The following is a 19,545-nucleotide window of genomic DNA, read 5'->3' on the forward strand; positions in this document are numbered from 1 at the left end:
ACCGCCATGAGCGAAGATCGATCGAGCAACGGGCAAAAGTCCTGGCTGGGCAAACTGACCCAGGCTTTTGCCCATGAGCCGAAAAACCGCCAGGAGCTCCTCGAGCTGCTGCGCGAAGCTCACCAGAACAAACTGCTGGACAGCGAAGCGCTGACTATCGTCGAAGGCGCCATCCAGGTGGCCGACCTGCAGGTACGCGACATCATGGTGCCGCGCTCGCAGATGAACAGCATCCGCGCTGGCCAGTCGCCGCGCGAATTCCTGCCGGCGGTGATCGATGCGGCGCACTCGCGCTACCCTGTCATCGGCGAAAGCCACGACGATGTGCTGGGCGTGCTGCTCGCCAAAGACCTGCTCCCGCTGATTCTCAAAGAGAATGGCGACAGCTTCAACATCAAGGACCTGCTGCGCCCTGCCACCTTCGTGCCGGAGTCCAAGCGCCTGAATGTGCTGCTGCGTGAATTCCGCGCCAACCACAACCACATGGCCATCGTCATCGATGAGTACGGTGGGGTGGCCGGTCTGGTCACCATTGAGGATGTGCTGGAACAGATCGTCGGCGATATCGAAGACGAGCACGACGTCGAGGAAGACAGCTACATCAAGCCGCTGCCCAGCGGCGACTTCCTGGTCAAGGCGCTGACGCCCATCGAGAACTTCAACGAATTCTTCGACAGCGGCTTCTCCGATGACGAGTTCGATACGGTCGGCGGCCTGGTCATGAGTGCGTTCGGGCACCTGCCCAAACGTAACGAGACCACCGAAATCGGCTCGTACAAGTTCCGTGTCCTGAATGCCGACAGCCGGCGCATACACCTGCTGCGCCTGACCCCGATCAACCGTTAAGGACAAACATGCACTGGATCACCCGCCCCGGCTGGCCCGGTAACCTGCTGGCCCTGGCGGCCGGTGCTTCCACCCTGCTGGCGCTGGCGCCCTTCGATATCTGGCCGCTGGCGCTGCTGTCCATAGCGGTGCTCTACCTGGGCCTGCGCGAGCTCAGCCCGCGCCAGGCCCTGTGGCGCGGCTGGTGGTTCGGCTTTGGCCTTTACGGGGCCGGCACCTGGTGGATCTACGTCAGCATGACCACCTACGGCGGCGCTTCGCCGGTGCTGGCGATCGCCTTGCTGCTAGCATTCTTTGCCGCCCTGGCCTGGTTCTTCGCCTTGCCCACCTGGTTGTGGGCCCGTTGGCTGCGGCGCAACGAGGCACCGTTGGCCGATGCCCTGTGCTTCGCGGCATTGTGGCTGCTGCAAGAGGCCTTCCGTGGCTGGTTTCTCACTGGCTTCCCGTGGCTGTACGCGGGTTACAGCCAGCTGGACGGCCCACTCGCAGGCCTGGCACCGCTCGGCGGCGTGTGGCTGGTCTCGTTCACCCTGGCTTTGACCGCTGCACTGTTGTGCAACCTGCACCGCTTGCGTGCGCGCCCGGCATTCCTGGCTGTGGCGTGCGTGCTGCTCCTCACCCCCTGGGGCCTTGGCCTGGCGCTGAAAGGCCACGCCTGGACTACCCCGGCAGGCGACCCGCTGAAGGTGGCTGCCATCCAGGGCAACGTCGAGCAAGACGTCAAATGGGACCCTGCACACATCGACGCGCAACTGGCGCTGTACCGTGACCTGAGCTTCAGTTCCCGGCCAGTGGACCTGCTGATATGGCCGGAAACCGCAGTGCCGGTGCTCAAGGACCAGGCCCAGGGCTACATCGACATGATGGGCCGCTTTGCCGCCGAACGTCATTCGGCGCTGATCACCGGGGTGCCGGTGCGCGAGGTGGTGCACCGCCAGCGCCGCTACTTCAATGGCATTACGGTTGCTGGCGAGGGTGACGGTACGTACCTCAAGCAGAAGCTGGTGCCATTTGGTGAATACGTGCCGCTGCAGGACATGCTGCGTGGGCTGATCGAGTTCTTCAACCTGCCCATGTCCGACTTCGCTCGCGGGCCGGAAGACCAGGCTTTGCTGCAGGCCAAGGGTTACCAGATTGCACCGTACATCTGCTACGAGGTGGTCTACCCGGAGTTCGCCGCAGGCCTTGCCGCGCGCAGCGACCTGCTGCTGACCATCAGCAACGACACCTGGTTCGGCACCTCCATCGGCCCGCTGCAACACCTGCAGATGGCGCAGATGCGTGCACTCGAAGCGGGGCGCTGGATGATCCGTGCCACCAACAACGGCGTCACGGCCCTGATCAACCCGTATGGCCGCATCACAGCCCAGGTGCCTCAGTTCCAGCAGGCGGTGATGTATGGCGAAGTGGTGCCGATGCAGCAGCTCACGCCGTACCTGCAGTGGCGCTCATGGCCGTTGGCAATCGTGTGCGGCCTGCTGCTGGGCTGGGCGCTGCTGGCCGGGCGGGTTGCCAGGGCTGTCTAAACCTGCCCCGAAAAATGTAGGAGCGAGCGCAGCTCGCGATGCGCCGCGCGAGCGGCGCTGGTTATCACAGGCGAAACCATCATCAAGACGGGCACTAGCGCGCCCCCAGGCTCTGCTCGCCCAGCACGCGCACGCGGGCGCTTCAATAAAACAAGCGGTAGCCTGCCAAGCCTGCCATTTCATTGAGTAGCTGCCCGTTCTGCCACACCGATCGGCTCTCGGGCAGCAAGCCAGCGAAGGGGCGGGCAGGGTCGCGCCCCAGGAACCCCACCGGTGCTGGCACCACCGTGAACCCCGCCTGTTCGAAGCTCCAGCGCGAGCGCTGCATGTGCCAGGCTTGCGTCACCACCACCACCCGGCGCACGCCAAGCGGCTGCAACAGCGCTGCGGTTAGCTGGGCATTCTCCCAGGTGGTACGGCTGGCTTCTTCACGCCACTTCACCTGAACCCCGAAATCTTCGGACAGGCTATCAGCCATCAACCGGGCTTCGCTTGGCGGCGTGCCGTAATGCAGCCCCCCGCTGGTCAGTACCGGCAGCCCCGAAGCCTTGGCCAGGCGCGCCGCAAAACGCAGGCGCTCCAGCGCAGTCGGCGTCGGCTGGTCAGCCCCGGCCCAGGCAGGGTCGCCGCGCTCACGGCCAGCCCCCAGCACCACGATGGCATCGGCCCGGCGGCCGAGGTTCGCCCACTCGCCAGGCTCCAGCGCCGGCTCGGTTTCCAGCAACCGCGCCGTTTGCTGCACCGTCAACGGCAGGCTCATCAGCCATAGGCCGCCAAGCCCCAAGGCGAAGCACAGCGCAGCAAGCCTTGGCCGTGTTCGTCGCAGCCACCAGGCGGCACCCAGTAACAGCAGCAATAGGCCAGGTGGCAGCAGCCATTGCTTGATGAAGTATCGGATGGGCATCAGCTACACCTCCTGGGCAGGCGTGCAGCCTAAAAGCATCGGCGCCGGCCAACAAGAGCAGACCGGCACCGATGGAGTACGCTCAGAAAATAAACCCAGGCCCGACGATGGCCTGGTCAGCGATGAGACGTTGCTCTTGAACGCGGCGCATGCGCGGGGCGTTTTCTGTCCTTGAGCCAGATGATCCTGGCCGATGCCGGCTCCGCTTGTGGGTAACTGCCGGCACAGCCCTCGGGGCGCGCCCGGAACGATTCCAGGTAAGCCCTGATCACCTCGAACTCGGCGTGGCTCAAACCACGCAATTCCAGTTCCGCAGGCATCTCGTCACGCAACTGCACCGACGCCCTGGCCGTCTCCAGGGCCAGCCCAAGGCGGTCGATCAGCCGTTCGTAAAGTTCTGGTTTGATTGCAGGTAGCTGCGACTCTCCCATCCGTTCACCTCATTGAAGATAAGACCATATCTCCCCCCAACACTGAGCTTAGCGTCGATGCCAAAAGCAGCCGGGCGCCGCGACCAGCGGGCATTCGCAACGAAGGTTTCCCACGATACGCAGCGCTGCTGTATGCTACGGCGTTCACTCCAGGCGACACCGGAGTGCCGGACGCAGCTAGGTTTCGCTGCCTGCAACAAGGTCTTTTCTCTCTCAGCCAAAAGTAGCCATGCACGAACAATACACGCCCCGTGACATAGAAGCCGCCGCCCAGACGTTCTGGGACGAGCAACAATCGTTCGCTGTTACCGAACAGCCAGGCAAAGATACCTACTACTGCCTATCGATGTTCCCGTACCCGAGCGGCAAGCTACACATGGGCCACGTGCGCAACTACACCATCGGTGACGTGATTGCCCGCTACCAGCGCATGCTGGGCAAGAACGTCCTGCAACCGATGGGCTGGGACGCTTTCGGCATGCCTGCTGAAAACGCGGCGATGAAAAACAACGTCGCCCCGGCCAAGTGGACCTACGAAAACATCGACTACATGAAGACCCAGCTCAAGAGCCTGGGTCTGGCCATCGACTGGGCCCGTGAAGTCACCACCTGCAAGCCTGACTATTACCGTTGGGAGCAGTGGCTGTTCACCCGCCTGTTCGAAAAAGGCATCATCTACCGCAAGAACGGCACCGTTAACTGGGACCCGGCTGACCAGACCGTACTGGCCAACGAGCAGGTCATCGACGGCCGTGGCTGGCGCTCGGGCGCGCTGATCGAAAAGCGCGAAATCCCGATGTATTACTTCCGTATCACCGACTACGCCGACGAGCTGCTGGAAAGCCTCGACGAACTGCCGGGCTGGCCCGAGCAGGTCAAGACCATGCAGCGCAACTGGATCGGCAAGTCCCGTGGCATGGAAGTGCAGTTCCCGTACGACCAGGCCAGCATTGGCCATGCAGGGGCGCTCAAGGTCTTCACCACGCGCCCTGACACCCTCATGGGCGCCACCTACGTTGCCGTTGCCGCCGAGCACCCGCTGGCCACCCAGGCCGCGCAGGGCAACCCGGCGCTGCAGGCGTTTATCGACGAATGCAAGGGCGGCAGCGTTGCCGAGGCCGACATGGCCACCCAGGAGAAGAAAGGCATGGCCACTTCCCTGCTGGTGGAGCACCCGCTCACCGGCGAGAAGCTGCCGGTCTGGGTCGCCAACTACGTGCTGATGCATTACGGCGACGGCGCCGTCATGGCAGTACCGGCCCACGACGAGCGCGACTTCGAGTTCGCCCACAAGTACAACCTGCCGGTCAAGGCTGTGGTGCGCACCAGCGCAGGCGATGAAGTGGGCACCGAATGGCAGCCTGCCTACGGCGAACATGGCCAACTGATCAACTCCGGCGAATTCGATGGCCTGGACTTCGCGGGCGCCTTCGACGCCATCGAAGCCGCCTTGCTGCGCAAGGACCTGGGCAAGTCACGCACCCAGTTCCGCTTGCGCGACTGGGGTATCAGCCGCCAGCGCTACTGGGGCTGCCCTATCCCGATCATCCACTGCCCGTCCTGTGGCGACGTTCCAGTGCCGGAAGACCAATTGCCGGTCACCCTGCCAGAAAACGTGGTACCCGACGGCGCCGGCTCGCCGCTGGCGCGCATGCCTGAGTTCTACGCGTGCACCTGCCCTAAATGCGGCGCCGAGGCCAAGCGCGAAACCGACACCATGGACACCTTCGTCGAGTCGTCCTGGTATTTCGCCCGCTACGCCTCGCCCAACTACGAAGGCGGCATGGTAGACCCGAAAGCCGCCAACCACTGGTTGCCGGTCGACCAGTACATCGGTGGTATCGAACACGCCATCCTGCACCTGCTTTACGCACGCTTCTTCCACAAGCTGATGCGCGACGAAGGCCTGGTCACCTCCAATGAGCCGTTCAAGAACCTGCTGACCCAGGGCATGGTGGTGGCCGAAACCTACTACCGTGTGGCCAGCAACGGCGGCAAGGACTGGTTCAACCCGGCCGACGTCGAAATCGAGCGCGATGCCAAGGCCAAGATCATTGGCGCACGCCTGAAAACCGACGGCCTGCCGGTTGAAATCGGCGGCACCGAGAAAATGTCGAAGTCGAAGAACAACGGCGTTGACCCGCAGTCGATGATCGACCAATACGGCGCCGACACCTGCCGCCTGTTCATGATGTTCGCCTCGCCGCCTGATGCCAGCCTGGAGTGGTCCGACTCCGGCGTCGAGGGCGCCAGCCGCTTCCTGCGCCGTGTCTGGCGCCTGGCCCAGGCCCATGTCGCCCAGGGCCTGCCGGGCAAGCTGGACGTCGCCGCCCTGGACGACGCGCAGAAGGTCATCCGCCGCGCCATCCATGCCGCCATCAAGCAGGCCAGCACCGACGTGGGCCAGTTCCACAAGTTCAACACCGCCATCGCCCAGGTGATGACCGTGATGAACGTGCTGGAAAAAGCCCCGCAGGCCACCGAACAGGACCGTGCCTTGCTGCACGAAGGCCTGGAAGCGGTAACCCTACTGCTGGCACCGATCACCCCGCACATCTCGCATGAGCTGTGGCAGCAACTGGGCAACCAGCAGGCGGTAATCGACGCAAGCTGGCCGGCCGTGGACGAAGCTGCCCTGGTGCAGGACAGCATCACCCTGGTGGTGCAGGTCAACGGCAAGCTGCGCGGTCAGATTGAAATGCCGGCCGCCGCCAGCCGCGAGGAAGTCGAAGCGGCCGCTCGCAGCAACGAGAATGTCCTGCGCTTCATCGATGGCCTGACCATCCGCAAGGTCATCGTGGTACCGGGCAAACTGGTCAATATTGTCGCCAACTGATGGCAACGTCGGCCCGCAGCCACTGCGGGCCGGCGGAACAGGCTCACGAGGGAGCATCAACATGATCAAACGCAATCTGCTGGTAGTCGGCCTGGCGGTCATGCTCAGTGCCTGCGGTTTCCAGCTGCGCGGCACCGGTTCCAATGAACTGAACATCAAGGAAATGGACGTCAGCGCGCGCAACGCGTATGGCCCGACCGTGGTACAGGTACGCCAGGTGCTGGAAAGCAGTGGCGTGAACGTTCACGCGGGCGCACCGTACCGCCTGGCCCTGACCAACGAACAGGAGCGCGAGCGCTCGGTCACCTACAACAGCGGCAACCGCACCGCTGAATTCGAGCTGACCACCGAGCTGGACTACAGCATCCAGGGCCTGAACAACCTGGAACTGCTGAGCGACAAGGTGCAAGTGCGCAAAGTCTATGTGCGTGACGCCTCCAACATCACCGGCTCCGAGCAGGACGCCAAGCGCGCCCGCGACGAAATGCGCCGGGACCTGGTAAACGCCCTGATGGTGCGCCTGCAGAACCTGACCCCGTCGCAGCTGGACGAGCTTCAGCGCAAGGCAGACGCGCGCGCCAAGGCGGAAGCTGAAGCACTGGAGGCAGCTCGCCGCCAGCAGGCCGAGACGCCGCAGCAGTCGCCACTGGAAGTGCCGGGCAACTAAGCCCGTACAGGGCGCCTTCGGGCGCCCTGTTCATCGCCCATGAAGCTCGCCCCCGCCCAGCTCAACAAACACCTGCAAGGCACTCTGGCCCCGGTCTACGTGGTCAGCGGCGACGACCCGCTGCTGTGCCAGGAGGCCGCCGATGCCGTGCGCAATGCTGCCCGCCAGCAGGGCTTCGATGAACGCCAGGTGTTCAGCGCCGATGCCAATTTCGATTGGGGCACGCTGCTGCAGGCTGGGGCCAGCCTGTCGCTGTTCGCCCAACGCCGCCTGCTGGAGCTGCGCCTGCCTTCGGGCAAGCCGGGTGACAAAGGTGCCGCTGCGCTGATCGAGTACTGCAACAACCCTGCTGAAGACACCCTGCTGCTGATCAGCTTGCCCAAGCTGGACGGCAGCGCGCAAAAGACCAAGTGGGGCAAGGCGCTGGTCGAGGGCGCTCACTGCCAGTTCATCCAGATCTGGCCGGTTGACGTGCACCAGTTGCCGCAGTGGATCAACCAGCGCCTTCAGCAGGCTGGCTTGAGCGCACAGCGTGACGCGGTGGACCTCATTGCTGCCCGTGTCGAAGGCAACCTGTTGGCTGCCGCCCAGGAAATCGAAAAGCTCAAGTTGCTGGCCGATGGTAGCCAGATCACGGTTGAAACCGTCCAGGGCGCGGTCGCCGACAGCGCTCGCTTCGATGTGTTTGGCCTGGTCGATGCCATTCTCAACGGCGAAGCGGCCCATGCAGTGCGCATGCTCGAAGGGCTGCGCGGGGAAGGCGTGGAGCCACCGGTAATTCTGTGGGCCCTGGCGCGAGAGCTGCGCCTGCTGGCGGGCCTGGCCCAGCAATACAGCCAGGGTGTGCCTCTGGACAAAGCGTTCAGCCAGGCGCGCCCGCCCGTGTGGGACAAACGCCGCCCGCTGGTCAGCAAGGCCCTGCAACGGCTGACCGCGCAACGCTGGTCACAATTGCTGCAGGACGCCCAGCGCATCGATGCGCAGATCAAAGGGCAAGCCCAAGGCTCGCCCTGGCCCGGCCTGACACGGCTGTGCCTGCTGATGGCCGGCCAACGCCTCACCCTGCCCCCCCTGTAGGCGCGAAGGCCACCTTGCAACAGGTCACCCTGGTTGACGCGACCATAAACACAATCAATTAGCCTCAACCGGCTGCAACCCCTACAGTGCGCCGCGAACCCACCCCCACCGGGAGCTCCGCCATGAGCAAAAAGCCGAAAAAACACGGCCCCAACAAGGCCAAGTCCATCGTCGCCCAACCGCTGTTCCGCTGCCGACAGGAACAACCGGAAAAAGGCAAAGGCAGCTACCGCCGCGAAGCCTTCCAATCGAGAGATTGGGAGGCTTCCTACTTTTTGGCTGCATGAAAGCATCCGGGCTGCAGGCATGATATGGTCTTCACCTGACCTGTAATTCTGGATCTGTGCATGCTCCTCCGTCCTCTTCCTCGTTGGGATACCCGCCAGCTGATCGCGGCGTCCAGCTTCATCCTGCTGGTCGCGTGTGCCGAAAAGCCCACGGCAGCCGACGCACTGCCGCTTGCACCTGCGCAACCGGCACCTGTGGTGAACGTGCCTGGCGCTGCACCTGACACCAGCACCGATATCCAACCCCTGCAAACCTTCGCCCAATGGCAGGCAGGCTTCCGCCAACAGGCCCTGCAAGCGGGTATCGCCCCGTCCACGTTCGACCGCGCCTTCGTTGGCGTCACGCCCGACATGGACGTGATCAAGGCCGATCGCAGCCAGCCCGAGTTCAGCCGGCCAGTGTGGGAGTACCTCGAGGGCGCGCTATCCCCGCTGCGTGTGCGCAACGGCAAAAAGCTGTTGGAGCAGAACGCCGAGCTGCTGACCCGCATCGAGCAGCGTTATGGCGTGGACCGCCAGGTGCTGGTGGCGGTCTGGGGCATGGAGAGCAATTTCGGCCAGTTCCAGGGCAACAAGTCCGTCATCCGCTCACTGGCCACCTTGGCTTACGAAGGCCGCCGCCCGCAGTTCGCCCAGGACCAGCTGATTGCCGCGCTGCAGATCATCCAGCACGGCGATATCCAGCCAGAGGCCATGCGTGGCTCCTGGGCCGGCGCCATGGGCCAGACCCAGTTCATCCCCACCACCTACAACACCCACGCCGTGGACTTCGACGGTGATGGCCGCCGTGACATCTGGAACAGCACACCCGATGCGCTGGCCTCCACGGCCCACTACCTGCAAAGCTCAGGGTGGAAGCGCGGTCAGCCATGGGGCTTCGAAGTGCAGGTGCCGGCCGGCTTCGACTACTGGCAGGCAGATGGCACCCAGCGCAAGCCCGTAGCCGAATGGCTGGAGATGGGCGTGAAACTGCCCGCAGGCACGCAATTGCCGGCCGGCAGCAACCAGCTGTCGGCAGCCCTGCTGCTGCCCGCAGGTGCCAAAGGCCCCGCGTTTCTGGTGCTGGACAACTTCCGCGCCATTCTCAAGTACAACAATTCTTCAGCTTACGCGCTGGCAGTGAGCCTGTTGGGGGACCGCTTCACCGGCTGGGGTTTCATTGCCGGTAGCTGGCCGAAAGAGGACCTGCCCCTGAGCCGCAGCGAGCGTGTGGAGCTGCAAAACCTGCTCAATGCCAGAGGGCATGAGGCGGGGAACGCGGATGGCATCATCGGCGCCAATACCCGTAAGGCAATACGCACCGCCCAGCAAGGGCTGGGATGGCCGGCAGACGGCTACCCGACCCAGAAGCTGCTCGAAAGCTTGCGCCAGCAGTAACGCTACCGGGCTGCAGGGCTACCCTGCAGCCCCGGCACGTTCACACCTCGAACAGGTTCTGCTCAAGCACCAGCGCCTGCGCATCGCTGTCCAGGGTCACCCGCGCCCCCAGCGGCAGGCACACGTTGGGGTCGCAGTGGCCGCTGCGCCACCCCGCCAGCACCGGTACACCCAACGGCGCAAAGGTGTCACGCAGCAACGGCATCAACGCCGCCGTGGTGATGCCGGCAAAGTCACCCACCAACACCCCTTTCACCCCCTGCAGCTTGCCCGCCAGACGCAACTGGGTCAGCAGGCGATCAACCCGGTACAGCGGCTCATTGACGTCCTCGATGAACAGGATACAGCCCTGGGTGTCCAGCTCCGCCGGCGTGCCCAGCGTCGCGCCCAGCATCGACAGGTTGCCACCCAGCAGCGGCCCGCTGGCAGCACCTGGCAGTACGGTCGTCAGCGCGAAGTCAGCCGGGTGCACGATTGGCTCCCCTGCCCTCACCAGCCCGCTCAATTGTGCCAACAGCGACGTCTCGGTGGGTGCCCGCTTGGCACCCAGCAAGTCGGCATTGAGCATGCCACCGTGAAAGGTGATCAACCCCGTGTGCCGGTAGAAAGCGGTGTGCAGCGCCGTGATGTCGCTGTAACCAATCAAAGGTTTAGGGTTGCGCCGCACCTGCTCGAAATCGAGCTGATCGAGCAGGCGCATACTGCCGTAGCCCCCGCGCATGCACAAAATGGCATCGACCTCAGGGTCGGCAAACGCACTCTGCAGGTCGTGCAACCGCTGGCTGTCCGCGCCCGCCAGGTACCCCTCGGCCTGGGTGGCGCCCGGGAAAACACGGCAGCGGTAACCGCGATCGGCAAACCACTGCATCGCCTTCTGCGTGTCCAGGCGTGCCGGGCCCGCAGGGGCAACCACCGCAAAACAGCTACCCGGGCGGACCGGCCTGGGCAACGCAGTGGCAAGGGCTTCAACACAGTTCATCATGCAACTCCGAATAGCGTATGCCCGACAGCTTAAGGCCTGTGAGCCGCAAAAAAAATGCCGATGCTACCCCAGGGCGCATCGGCATTTTTGCACACGCTACTACTCAGAGCTTGATCTTGGCTTCGTGCGCCTGTTGGTCGGCATGGTAGGACGAGCGCACCAATGGCCCGGACGCAACGTTCTTGAAGCCCATCTTGTAGCCTTCCTCGGCGAACCAGGCAAAGGTATCCGGGTGCACGAAACGCTGCACCGGCAAGTGGCTGCGGGACGGTTGCAGGTACTGGCCCAGGGTGAGCATGTCGATGTCATGCTCGCGCATGCGGTGCATCACCTCGATGACTTCTTCGTCGGTTTCACCCAGGCCCAGCATCAGGCCCGACTTGGTCGGTACATGGGGCACCAACTGCTTGAACTTCTGCAGCAGGTCCAGGGACCAGTCGTAGTCCGAACCGGGGCGCGCGGCCTTGTACAGGCGCGGTACGGTTTCAAGGTTATGGTTGAACACGTCTGGCGGCTCTTGCGCGGTGATTTCCAGCGCAACGTCCATGCGGCCGCGGTAGTCCGGCACCAGGGTTTCCAGCTGCACACCCGGCGACAGGGCACGAATTTCGCGGATGCAGTCGGCAAAGTGCTGGGCACCACCGTCACGCAGGTCATCACGGTCTACGGAGGTGATGACCACGTACTTGAGGCGCAGGTCGGCGATGGCAACGGCCAGGTTCTTCGGCTCGTCCACATCCAGTGGCTTAGGCCGACCATGCCCCACGTCGCAGAACGGGCAGCGACGGGTGCAAATGTCGCCCATGATCATGAAGGTGGCGGTGCCGCCCGAGAAGCACTCGCCCAGGTTAGGGCAAGAAGCCTCTTCGCAGACGCTGTGCAGCTTGTGCTTGCGCAGCAGTTGCTTGATACGGTCCACCTCGGGCGATACCGGGATGCGCACACGAATCCAGTCGGGCTTCTTCGGCAGCTCGTCGGTGGGGATGATCTTCACCGGAATGCGGGCTACTTTTTCGGCACCCCGCAGCTTGACCCCGGCTTCCACCTTTTTTGGCGCCGGGCGTGGGGTGACGTCCTGGGTAGGGATCAGGTTGGGCACGGCTTCTTGCACAATAGTCATATTCAGTCGATTCCGCCCGTGAGGGTCGTCTGCTCAGCGTAGTCGAGGTGCTTGACCAGCTGTCCGCGCAGCCTCGTCCTGACCTCGTCGAGTTCGATCGGGCCTGCCAGGTCACGCAGCTGGGTCATGGCCAGCCCCGCATAACCGCAGGGGTTGATTCGGCGGAATGGCCCAAGGTCCATGTCCACGTTCAGGGCAAGGCCATGAAACGAACGGCCGTTGCGAATGCGCAGGCCGAGGGAGGCAATCTTGGCTCCGTCGACGTAGACACCCGGCGCGTCGGGCTTGGCGACAGCCTGCACGGCGTAACTGCCCAGCAGGTCGATCAAGGTGCGCTCGATGCGGCTCACCAGGTCACGCACACCAAACCCAAGCCGACGCACATCCAGCAGCAGGTAGGCCACCAGTTGCCCGGGGCCATGGTAGGTCACCTGGCCACCGCGGTCGGTCTGCACCACCGGGATGTCGCCCGGCACCAGCAGGTGCTCGGCCTTGCCAGCCTGGCCCTGGGTGAACACCGCTGGGTGCTCGACCAACCAGACTTCGTCTGGAGTATCCGGGCCGCGCTGCTCGGTAAAGCGCCGCATGGCCTCCAGCACCGGTTCATAGGGCTGCAGGCCAAGCTCGCGAAAACCGAGACAGCCGGGCATCACAGTACCATTTTCACGATGCCGGTCGCGCGCAGGGCGCTGTTGATATCGTGCAGCTGGTTTTCGCTTTCCGCCACGATGTGCAACTGCACGGTGGTGTACTTGCCTTCCTTGCTTTGCCGCTCGGCCAACGTGGACAGATCGACCTTGGCGTACTTGCTGAGGATTTCGATCACGGTGTCCTTGAAGCCGACAACGGTGTCGCCGATGACCTTGATCGGGTAATCGGCGCAGGGGAATTCGATTTTATGGGATTTGACGTCTGGTTCGCTCATGGCGGAAACGGCCTCACAAGCCGTGGCAACCACAACGCCCCCGCGGCTGAGCGGGGGCGTGCAGGTCACGTATCAGTTGAACAACCCGAAGAAGAATAGGCGGATGCTATCCCACATACGGCGGAAGATACCACCTTCCTCGACGCCATCGAGGGCGATCAGGTCGGCGCTGTGAACCACTTTGTCGTCCAGTTTGACTTCGACCTTACCGATCACGTCGCCTTTGGCGATGGGGGCAGTCAGCTGCGGGTTCATGGTCATCGAAGCCTGCAGGCGCTTGAGCTGGCCTTTAGGCATGGTCATGGTCAGGTCTTCTGCCAGGCCGGCCTTGACTTCGCTGGTAGCGCCCTTCCACACCGGGGCCTTGGCCAGTTCGGTCCCCTTCTGGTAGAAGGTCTGGGTTTCGAAGAAGCGGAAGCCGTAGGTCAGCAGCTTCTGGGTTTCGGCAGCACGGGACTGCTCGCTGTTGGTACCAAACACCACGGCAATCAGGCGCTGGCCGTCACGTACGGCGGAGGCCACCATGCAGTAGCCGGCTTCCTCGGTGTGGCCGGTTTTCAGGCCGTCGACCGTCTTGTCGCGCCACAGCAGCAGGTTGCGGTTAGGCTGCTTGATGTTGTTCCAGAAGAACTCTTTTTGCGAGTAGATGGCGTAGTGGGCCGGGTCGACGTTGATGATCGCACGGGCCAGGGTCGCCATGTCGTGGGCAGAGGAATAGTGCTCTGGGTTCGGCAGGCCGGTGGGGTTCATGAAGTGGCTGTTGGTCATGCCCAGGTCGGCAGCCGTCTTGTTCATCATGTCGGCGAAGGCATCTTCGCTGCCGGCGATGTGCTCGGACAGGGCCACAGACGCGTCGTTGCCCGACTGGATGATGATGCCGTGCAGCAGGTCGCTGACGGTGACCTGGCTGCCCACCTTGATGAACATGCGCGAACCACCGGTACGCCAGGCGTTCTCGCTGACGGTAACGGGGTCGTTTTCACCAATTTGGCCACGACGGATGTCGAGGGTGGCGATGTAGGCGGTCATCAGCTTGGTCAGGCTGGCTGGCGGCAGGCGCTCGTCACCGTTGTTCTCGACCAGCACGTTGCCGCTGGACGCATCCATGAGTACATAGGACTTGGCTGCCAACTGGGGCGGTGCCGGAGTCATCTGCTCGGCCGCGAAGGCGGCCGGCGTGATCATCAGCAGTACGGGCAGGCAAAGTCGTTTGGCAAGGTTGGTGATATTCATCCGTCTCTCGAAAATCGCTAATGGTCTGAGATGTTTCCTGGGCAAGCACATGCGCCCAGCACCCGTCATTCTGCTTGTATGGCCGTCGGCCTGATGCGGCATCATGCCGCTGCGGGCAAAACCGGCATTGTACATGGCCGGCACCGGCAGTTCATGACAAAAGCGGCAAGCTGCAAGCTGCAAGCTACAAGAAAAGGCAGATCTGCTTTTCCTTGCGGCTTGCAGCTTGCCGCTTGCAGCTCGAAGCTGGCGGCGTGCCGCCTGCCGGTCAGTCTGTGACCAGCTTGGCCTGGCCCAAGTTCGCCAGGCGGATGCTGTTCTGCGCCTGCTGGATTTCACCCTGGCTGTTGATCGGCCCCAGGCGCACGCGGTGCAGGGTCTGCTGGTTGCGTACGATCGAGCTGATGAACACGGGCGCGCTGACCATGCTGCTGAGCTTGGAGCGCAACAGCTCGGCGGCGTCCGGGTTGGCGAAGGCCCCCACCTGCAGGAAGCTGCCGGCGTTGCCACCCGGCACGTTGTTGCCACCCACCTGCACCGGCACCACAGGCGCCGCGTGCTGTTGCGGCGGCGGGGTCCACTGCTCTACACGCCCGGTGTTGGCCGGCATGGCCTGGGTCTGGGCTACCTGCGGCTCCTTGAGCATCAATGGCGGGGTCTGTCCACGCTGGGCCCACCACTGCTGAGGGTCGATGCCTTCCACACGCACGTGTGCGGTGCCGGTTTCGGCGTAGCCAAGCTTCTTCGCAGCCGCATACGACAAGTCGATGATGCGGTCCGAGTAGAACGGGCCACGGTCATTTACCCGCAGGATGACGCTGCGGCCGTTGGCCAGGTTGGTGACCCGCACATAGGCAGGCAGCGGCAACGTCTTGTGCGCGGCGCTCATGCCGTACAGGTCATACAGCTCGCCGTTGGCGGTGTTCTGGCCATGGAACTTGGTGCCGTACCAAGACGCAGTACCCTCGGCGCGGTAGTTGCGCGCATCCTGCATCGGGTAGTAGGTCTTGCCCAGCACCGTGTACGGGTTGGCCTTGTAGTTGCCGGTGTGCACGGTGGGGGTGGCGTCCGGGATCTTGTTGACATCCACATCCCACCAGGGCGCGCCGTCTTTGTGTGCCCGGTTGATGTCCAGTCCAGGCTGGCTGCGCACCACATTACCACCGCTGCTTTGCGGTGCCGGGCGGCTGGAGGAACAGCTGGCCAGCACCAGGCCCACGGCCAGGCAGGTGAACAGCTTGAAAGAAGTGGCAGAGATGATTGCGCGCATTTACTTGACGCCCCGTGCTTGGACCAGCTGTTCCGAAAGCTGATGCACCGCCATGGCATACATCACGCTGCGGTTGTAGCGAGTGATCGCATAAAAGTTCTTCAGGCCCAGCCAGTACTCAGGGCCGTTTTCACCCTCCAGGCGGAAGGCGGTTACTGGCAGATCGTCACGCAGCGCATCATGAACCGACCAGCCAAGGGCACGCAACTGCCCCACTGTGCTCGCCGGCTCGATGCCGGTGGTCAGGCCCTGGTCGGCGCGCTCACCCTGCACCGTGGCACGGCTGACTACGCCTTGGCCGGCAACCCAGCCATGCCGCTTGAAGTAGCTGGCAACGCTGCCAATCGCATCGTCCGGGTTGGTCCAGATGTTGATGTGGCCGTCGCCGTCGAAGTCCACCGCGTAGTTGCGAAAGCTGCTCGGCATGAACTGCGGCAGCCCCATGGCGCCGGCATATGAGCCTTTCAGCGTAAGCGGGTCCAGCTGCTCATCGCGGGCCAGCAGCAAGAACTCGCGCAATTCCTTGCGGAAGAACTCCGCCCGTGGCGGGTAATCGAAGCCCAAGGTCGACAGGGCATCGATCACCCGGTAGTTGCCGGTGTTGCGGCCAAAGAAGGTTTCCACGCCGATGATGGCGACGATGTACTGTGCCGGCACGCCATATTCCTGCTCGGCCCGCGCCAGCACCGCCTCGTGCTGCCGCCAGAAGTCCACGCCCCGCGCGATGCGGGCATCGGTGAGGAACATCGGCCGGTATTCCTTCCACGGCTTGACCCGTTCGGCCGGCCGCGAAATGGCGTCAAGAATCGACTGCTTGCGCTGCACTTCACGGAATACGCCCATCAGTTGCTCGGGGGCAAAGCCATAGTCGCGGCTCATCTCGGCAACCAGCTCGGCCACCTGGGGCGAATGCTCATAGTCGCCGGCATGGGCCAGCTGTACAGCGCCGAACAGGCCCACCGCACCAAACCACGGCGCACAACGGGCAGCCCAGTTACGCACTGCTTGCATCAAATTCTTCACCTTTTTCAAACCTGTGCGATCCATTTGCGGTGCGTATGGATCGACATCAAAACGCCAAACGCTGACAGCAGCGTCACCAATGAAGTTCCGCCATAGCTGATGAAGGGCAGCGGTACGCCTACTACCGGCAGAAGGCCGCTCACCATGCCGATATTGACGAATACGTATACAAAGAATGTCATGGTCAGGCTGCCGGCCAGCAGCTTGCCGAACAGGGTCTGGGCCTGGGCGGTGATCATCAGGCCGCGGCCGATCAGCAGCAGGTACACGATCAGCAGCAGGCAAATACCCACCAGGCCGAATTCCTCGCCAAGCACGGCGATGATGAAGTCGGTGTGGCTTTCGGGCAGGAAGTCCAGGTGCGACTGGGTGCCCAGCAGCCAGCCTTTGCCAAATACCCCGCCCGAACCGATCGCCGCCTTGGACTGAATGATGTTCCAGCCGGTACCCAGGGGGTCGCTTTCCGGGTCCAGGAAGGTCAGCACGCGCTGTTTCTGGTAGTCGTGCATCACGAAGAACCACATCGCCACGGCCACCGGCACCGTGGCGGCCAGCACGCTGAGAATCCAGCGCCAGCGCAGGCCACCCATGAACAGCACGAAAGCCCCGGATGCCAGAATCAGCAGCGCGGTGCCCAGGTCTGGCTGGCGCACGATCAGGATGAACGGCACGCCGATCAGCACCAGGCTGATGGCCACGTGCTTCAAATGGGGCGGCAGCGTGCGCTTGGACAGGTACCAGGCGATGGTCGCCGGCATGATGATTTTCATGAACTCCGAAGGCTGGAAGCGTATGACCCCCGGAATGTTGATCCAGCGGGTCGCACCCATGGCGTTATGGCCCATGACGTCCACCACCACCAGCAGCAACACCCCCATGAGGTAGGCCAGCGGCACCCAGCGGGCCATGAAACGCGGCTCCAGTTGGGCGATGACGAACATGGACACCAGCCCGATGCCGAACGAGGTGGCCTGCTTGAGCAGCAGGTCCCAGTTCTTGCCACTGGCGGAATACAGCACGAACAGGCTCCCCGCCGCCAGGGTGAGCAGAATGATCAGCAGAGGGCCGTCAACGTGGATGCGCTGCAGGAAGCTGGCGCGGCGACGCATCACATCCTCGCTGGAGAGCATGCGGTCGAAATTGTTCATCACAGGGGCGATTCCTGGGTAACGGTGGCAGGTGCGAGCTCAGGCTTGAGCCGCCCATTTTCATCGAGCAACCAGGCATCCATGATCTGGCGTACCACCGGCGCCGCCACACCCGACCCCGACTCGCCGTTCTCGACCATGACCGACACCACGATCTTCGGGTCGTCAGCCGGCGCAAAGGCGACGAACAGCGCGTGGTCGCGGTGGCGCTCCTGAAGCTTGTTGCGATCGTACTTCTCGCCCTGCTTGATGGCCACTACCTGGGCGGTGCCGCTTTTGCCGGCAATGCGGTACTGGGCGCCGAGGGCTGCCTTGCGCGCCGTACCGCGGGCACCATGCATCACCTGCTCCATGCCGTGGGTAACCCTGCCCCAGTCGGCCTTGTCGCGCAGCACGATGTTGTCCATGGGGTTTTCGTCCACCGGTGGCTGGCCTTCGATGGTCTTGGCCAGGTGCGGGCGGTTCCATACCCCCTTGTTGGCGATCAGCGCCGTGGCCTGGGCCAGTTGCAAAGGCGTTGCCTGCATATAGCCCTGGCCAATGCCCAGAATGAGGGTTTCACCCGGGAACCACGCCTGCCTGCGGGTGGCGCGTTTCCATTCGCGGGACGGCATCAAGCCGGCAGACTCCTCGAACATGTCCAGCGACACCCGCTGGCCGATGCCGAACTTGCCCATGTAGCTCGACAGCCTGTCGATGCCCATCTTGTGCGCAAGGTCGTAGAAGTAGGTGTCGTTGGAACGCATGATCGCGGTGTCCAGGTCTACCCAGCCGTCGCCGGTGCGGTTCCAGTTACGGTATTTGTGGTCGTAATTGGGCAGTTGGTAGTACCCCGGGTCGAACACCCGGCTGCTGGCGTTGACCACGCCGCTGTCCAGGCCGGCAATGGCCACGGCAGGCTTGATGGTCGACCCCGGCGGGTACAGGCCGCGCAGAATGCGGTTGAACAGCGGCCGGTCGATCGAATCGCGCAGCTCGGCATAGGCCTTGAAGCTGATGCCGGTGACGAACAGGTTGGGGTCGAAGCTCGGCTGGCTGACCATGGCCAACACCTCGCCCGTGCGCGGGTCCAGCGCCACCACGGCGCCACGTCGGCCCGCCAGGGCAGCCTCGGCGGCTTCCTGCAGCTTGATGTCCAGGCTCAGCACAATGTCCTTGCCCGGCTTGGGGTCGGTGCGCTTGAGTACCCGCAATACACGGCCGCGGGCGTTGGTCTCGACCTCTTCATAGCCCACCTGGCCGTGCAACGCATCTTCGTAGAAGCGCTCGATACCGGTCTTTCCGATGTGATGGGTACCGCTATAGTTCACCGGGTCGAGGGTTTTCAGCTCTTTCTCGTTGATGCGCCCCACGTAGCCTACCGAGTGGGCGAAGTGCGCACCCTGTGGGTAATGCCGCACCAGTTGGGCAACCACCTCCACCCCAGGCAGGCGAAACTGGTTCACGGCCACCCGGGCGATCTGCTCTTCGTTCAACTCGAACAGGATGGGCACCGGCTCGAAGGGCCGGCGGCCCTGGCGCATGCGCTTCTCGAACAGGGCACGGTCGTCGGGGGTGAGTTCCAGCACCTCGACGATGCTGTCCAGCACCTCCTGCCAGTTGCCGGCACGTTCGCGGGTCATGGACAAACTGAAGCTGGGACGGTTGTCGGCGACGACCACCCCGTTGCGGTCGAAGATCAGCCCGCGGGTGGGCGGGATCGGCTGCACATGCACCCGGTTGTTCTCCGACAGCGTCGAATGGTAGTCGTACTGGATGATCTGCAGGTAATACAGCCGCGCAATCAGCACGCACACCAGCAGCATGACCGCCACGGCGCCGACCACGACGCGGTTGCGCACAAGACGGGCGTCTTTCTCGTGGTCCTTGAGGCGGATCGGCTGCGACATCGGG

18 protein-coding genes are annotated in these 19,545 nt (G+C 63.5%); 7 read left to right on the plus strand and 11 right to left on the minus strand.

The genetic code is table 11. The annotated features are described in order from the left end of the window. The first annotated feature begins 6 nt into the window (after positions 1-6). Both APH25_RS09070 and lnt read left to right on the plus strand, forming a co-directional pair. Complete coding sequence (locus APH25_RS09070) at positions 7-846, plus strand: HlyC/CorC family transporter (RefSeq protein WP_028632740.1); 840 nt, start codon at positions 7-9, stop codon at positions 844-846. 8 nt (positions 847-854) lie between these two features. Beyond that, the gene (lnt, locus tag APH25_RS09075; RefSeq protein WP_060481682.1) at positions 855-2,372 is read left to right on the plus strand and encodes an apolipoprotein N-acyltransferase; all 1,518 of its coding nucleotides are present in this window, start codon (positions 855-857) and stop codon (positions 2,370-2,372) included. Positions 2,373-2,514: 142 nt separating this feature from the next. Here the strand turns inward: lnt and APH25_RS09080 are convergent, their stop codons facing one another. Both APH25_RS09080 and APH25_RS09085 read right to left on the minus strand, forming a co-directional pair. Beyond that, positions 2,515-3,276, minus strand: a complete 762-nt coding sequence (locus APH25_RS09080; protein WP_060481683.1) for a YdcF family protein — start codon at positions 3,274-3,276, stop codon at positions 2,515-2,517. 116 nt (positions 3,277-3,392) lie between these two features. Further along, complete coding sequence (locus tag APH25_RS09085) at positions 3,393-3,707, minus strand: hypothetical protein (RefSeq protein WP_028632743.1); 315 nt, start codon at positions 3,705-3,707, stop codon at positions 3,393-3,395. Positions 3,708-3,936: 229 nt separating this feature from the next. Here APH25_RS09085 and leuS point away from each other — a divergent pair, with 229 nt between their 5' ends. The 5 genes from leuS to APH25_RS09110 all read left to right on the plus strand — a co-directional run bounded on the left by leuS (position 3,937) and on the right by APH25_RS09110 (position 9,951). Further along, positions 3,937-6,543 carry a leucine--tRNA ligase gene (gene leuS / locus APH25_RS09090; RefSeq protein WP_060481684.1) on the plus strand — a complete coding sequence of 869 codons (2,607 nt, stop codon included), beginning with the start codon at positions 3,937-3,939 and terminating at the stop codon, positions 6,541-6,543. 61 nt (positions 6,544-6,604) lie between these two features. Beyond that, positions 6,605-7,210 (plus strand): LPS assembly lipoprotein LptE, encoded by a 606-nt coding sequence (gene lptE / locus APH25_RS09095; protein WP_028632745.1) that lies wholly within the window; start codon positions 6,605-6,607, stop codon positions 7,208-7,210. Positions 7,211-7,249: 39 nt separating this feature from the next. After that, the gene (holA, locus tag APH25_RS09100; RefSeq protein WP_060481685.1) at positions 7,250-8,287 is read left to right on the plus strand and encodes a DNA polymerase III subunit delta; all 1,038 of its coding nucleotides are present in this window, start codon (positions 7,250-7,252) and stop codon (positions 8,285-8,287) included. A 122-nt stretch (positions 8,288-8,409) separates the two neighbouring features. Next, positions 8,410-8,574, plus strand: a complete 165-nt coding sequence (gene arfA / locus APH25_RS09105) for an alternative ribosome rescue factor ArfA (protein WP_028632747.1) — start codon at positions 8,410-8,412, stop codon at positions 8,572-8,574. Positions 8,575-8,634: 60 nt separating this feature from the next. After that, complete coding sequence (locus tag APH25_RS09110) at positions 8,635-9,951, plus strand: lytic murein transglycosylase (protein WP_060481686.1); 1,317 nt, start codon at positions 8,635-8,637, stop codon at positions 9,949-9,951. A 40-nt stretch (positions 9,952-9,991) separates the two neighbouring features. Here the strand turns inward: APH25_RS09110 and APH25_RS09115 are convergent, their stop codons facing one another. From APH25_RS09115 to mrdA, 9 genes are all read right to left on the minus strand, one after another. Next, positions 9,992-10,930, minus strand: a complete 939-nt coding sequence (locus tag APH25_RS09115) for an LD-carboxypeptidase (protein WP_060481687.1) — start codon at positions 10,928-10,930, stop codon at positions 9,992-9,994. 106 nt (positions 10,931-11,036) lie between these two features. Further along, on the minus strand, positions 11,037-12,053 hold the full coding sequence (gene lipA, locus APH25_RS09120; protein WP_028632750.1) for a lipoyl synthase: 1,017 nt from the start codon (positions 12,051-12,053) through the stop codon (positions 11,037-11,039). A gap of 2 nt (positions 12,054-12,055) precedes the next feature. Next, entirely contained in the window at positions 12,056-12,703 is a 648-nt protein-coding gene (gene lipB / locus APH25_RS09125; protein WP_060481688.1) for a lipoyl(octanoyl) transferase LipB, read from the minus strand. After that, positions 12,703-12,978, minus strand: a complete 276-nt coding sequence (locus tag APH25_RS09130; protein ID WP_028632752.1) for a DUF493 domain-containing protein — start codon at positions 12,976-12,978, stop codon at positions 12,703-12,705. Before APH25_RS09130 ends, lipB begins: the two co-directional genes overlap by 1 nt. Positions 12,979-13,050: 72 nt before the next feature. Then, positions 13,051-14,211 carry a D-alanyl-D-alanine carboxypeptidase family protein gene (locus APH25_RS09135; protein WP_028632753.1) on the minus strand — a complete coding sequence of 387 codons (1,161 nt, stop codon included), beginning with the start codon at positions 14,209-14,211 and terminating at the stop codon, positions 13,051-13,053. A gap of 268 nt (positions 14,212-14,479) precedes the next feature. Beyond that, on the minus strand, positions 14,480-15,481 hold the full coding sequence (locus tag APH25_RS09140; RefSeq protein ID WP_060481689.1) for a septal ring lytic transglycosylase RlpA family protein: 1,002 nt from the start codon (positions 15,479-15,481) through the stop codon (positions 14,480-14,482). Beyond that, positions 15,482-16,492, minus strand: a complete 1,011-nt coding sequence (mltB, locus tag APH25_RS09145) for a lytic murein transglycosylase B (protein WP_028632755.1) — start codon at positions 16,490-16,492, stop codon at positions 15,482-15,484. 17 nt (positions 16,493-16,509) lie between these two features. Beyond that, positions 16,510-17,613 (minus strand): rod shape-determining protein RodA, encoded by a 1,104-nt coding sequence (rodA, locus tag APH25_RS09150; protein ID WP_060481713.1) that lies wholly within the window; start codon positions 17,611-17,613, stop codon positions 16,510-16,512. A 38-nt stretch (positions 17,614-17,651) separates the two neighbouring features. Further along, positions 17,652-19,541 carry a penicillin-binding protein 2 gene (mrdA, locus tag APH25_RS09155; RefSeq protein WP_060481690.1) on the minus strand — a complete coding sequence of 630 codons (1,890 nt, stop codon included), beginning with the start codon at positions 19,539-19,541 and terminating at the stop codon, positions 17,652-17,654. Between the last annotated feature and the right edge of the window lie 4 nt (positions 19,542-19,545).

It is taken from the genome of Pseudomonas sp. NBRC 111119 (assembly GCF_001320125.1).
Taxonomy (GTDB): Bacteria; Pseudomonadota; Gammaproteobacteria; order Pseudomonadales; family Pseudomonadaceae; genus Aquipseudomonas; species Aquipseudomonas parafulva.

Bases quoted from the DNA above. Each gene is read 5' to 3' on its own strand.
- APH25_RS09070 (WP_028632740.1), top strand. From the start codon at position 7: ATGAGCGAAGATCGATCGAGCAACGGGCAAAAGTCCTGGCTGGGCAAA.
- holA (WP_060481685.1), top strand. From the start codon at position 7,250: ATGAAGCTCGCCCCCGCCCAGCTCAACAAACACCTGCAAGGCACTCTG.
- APH25_RS09140 (WP_060481689.1), bottom strand. From the start codon at position 15,481: ATGCGCGCAATCATCTCTGCCACTTCTTTCAAGCTGTTCACCTGCCTG.
- APH25_RS09110 (WP_060481686.1), top strand. From the start codon at position 8,635: ATGCTCCTCCGTCCTCTTCCTCGTTGGGATACCCGCCAGCTGATCGCG.
- APH25_RS09080 (WP_060481683.1), bottom strand. From the start codon at position 3,276: ATGCCCATCCGATACTTCATCAAGCAATGGCTGCTGCCACCTGGCCTA.
- APH25_RS09135 (WP_028632753.1), bottom strand. From the start codon at position 14,211: ATGAATATCACCAACCTTGCCAAACGACTTTGCCTGCCCGTACTGCTG.
- rodA (WP_060481713.1), bottom strand. From the start codon at position 17,613: ATGCGTCGCCGCGCCAGCTTCCTGCAGCGCATCCACGTTGACGGCCCT.
- leuS (WP_060481684.1), top strand. From the start codon at position 3,937: ATGCACGAACAATACACGCCCCGTGACATAGAAGCCGCCGCCCAGACG.
- lnt (WP_060481682.1), top strand. From the start codon at position 855: ATGCACTGGATCACCCGCCCCGGCTGGCCCGGTAACCTGCTGGCCCTG.
- lipB (WP_060481688.1), bottom strand. From the start codon at position 12,703: ATGCCCGGCTGTCTCGGTTTTCGCGAGCTTGGCCTGCAGCCCTATGAA.
- lptE (WP_028632745.1), top strand. From the start codon at position 6,605: ATGATCAAACGCAATCTGCTGGTAGTCGGCCTGGCGGTCATGCTCAGT.
- mrdA (WP_060481690.1), bottom strand. From the start codon at position 19,541: ATGTCGCAGCCGATCCGCCTCAAGGACCACGAGAAAGACGCCCGTCTT.
- APH25_RS09130 (WP_028632752.1), bottom strand. From the start codon at position 12,978: ATGAGCGAACCAGACGTCAAATCCCATAAAATCGAATTCCCCTGCGCC.
- APH25_RS09115 (WP_060481687.1), bottom strand. From the start codon at position 10,930: ATGAACTGTGTTGAAGCCCTTGCCACTGCGTTGCCCAGGCCGGTCCGC.
- arfA (WP_028632747.1), top strand. From the start codon at position 8,410: ATGAGCAAAAAGCCGAAAAAACACGGCCCCAACAAGGCCAAGTCCATC.
- lipA (WP_028632750.1), bottom strand. From the start codon at position 12,053: ATGACTATTGTGCAAGAAGCCGTGCCCAACCTGATCCCTACCCAGGAC.
- APH25_RS09085 (WP_028632743.1), bottom strand. From the start codon at position 3,707: ATGGGAGAGTCGCAGCTACCTGCAATCAAACCAGAACTTTACGAACGG.
- mltB (WP_028632755.1), bottom strand. From the start codon at position 16,492: ATGCAAGCAGTGCGTAACTGGGCTGCCCGTTGTGCGCCGTGGTTTGGT.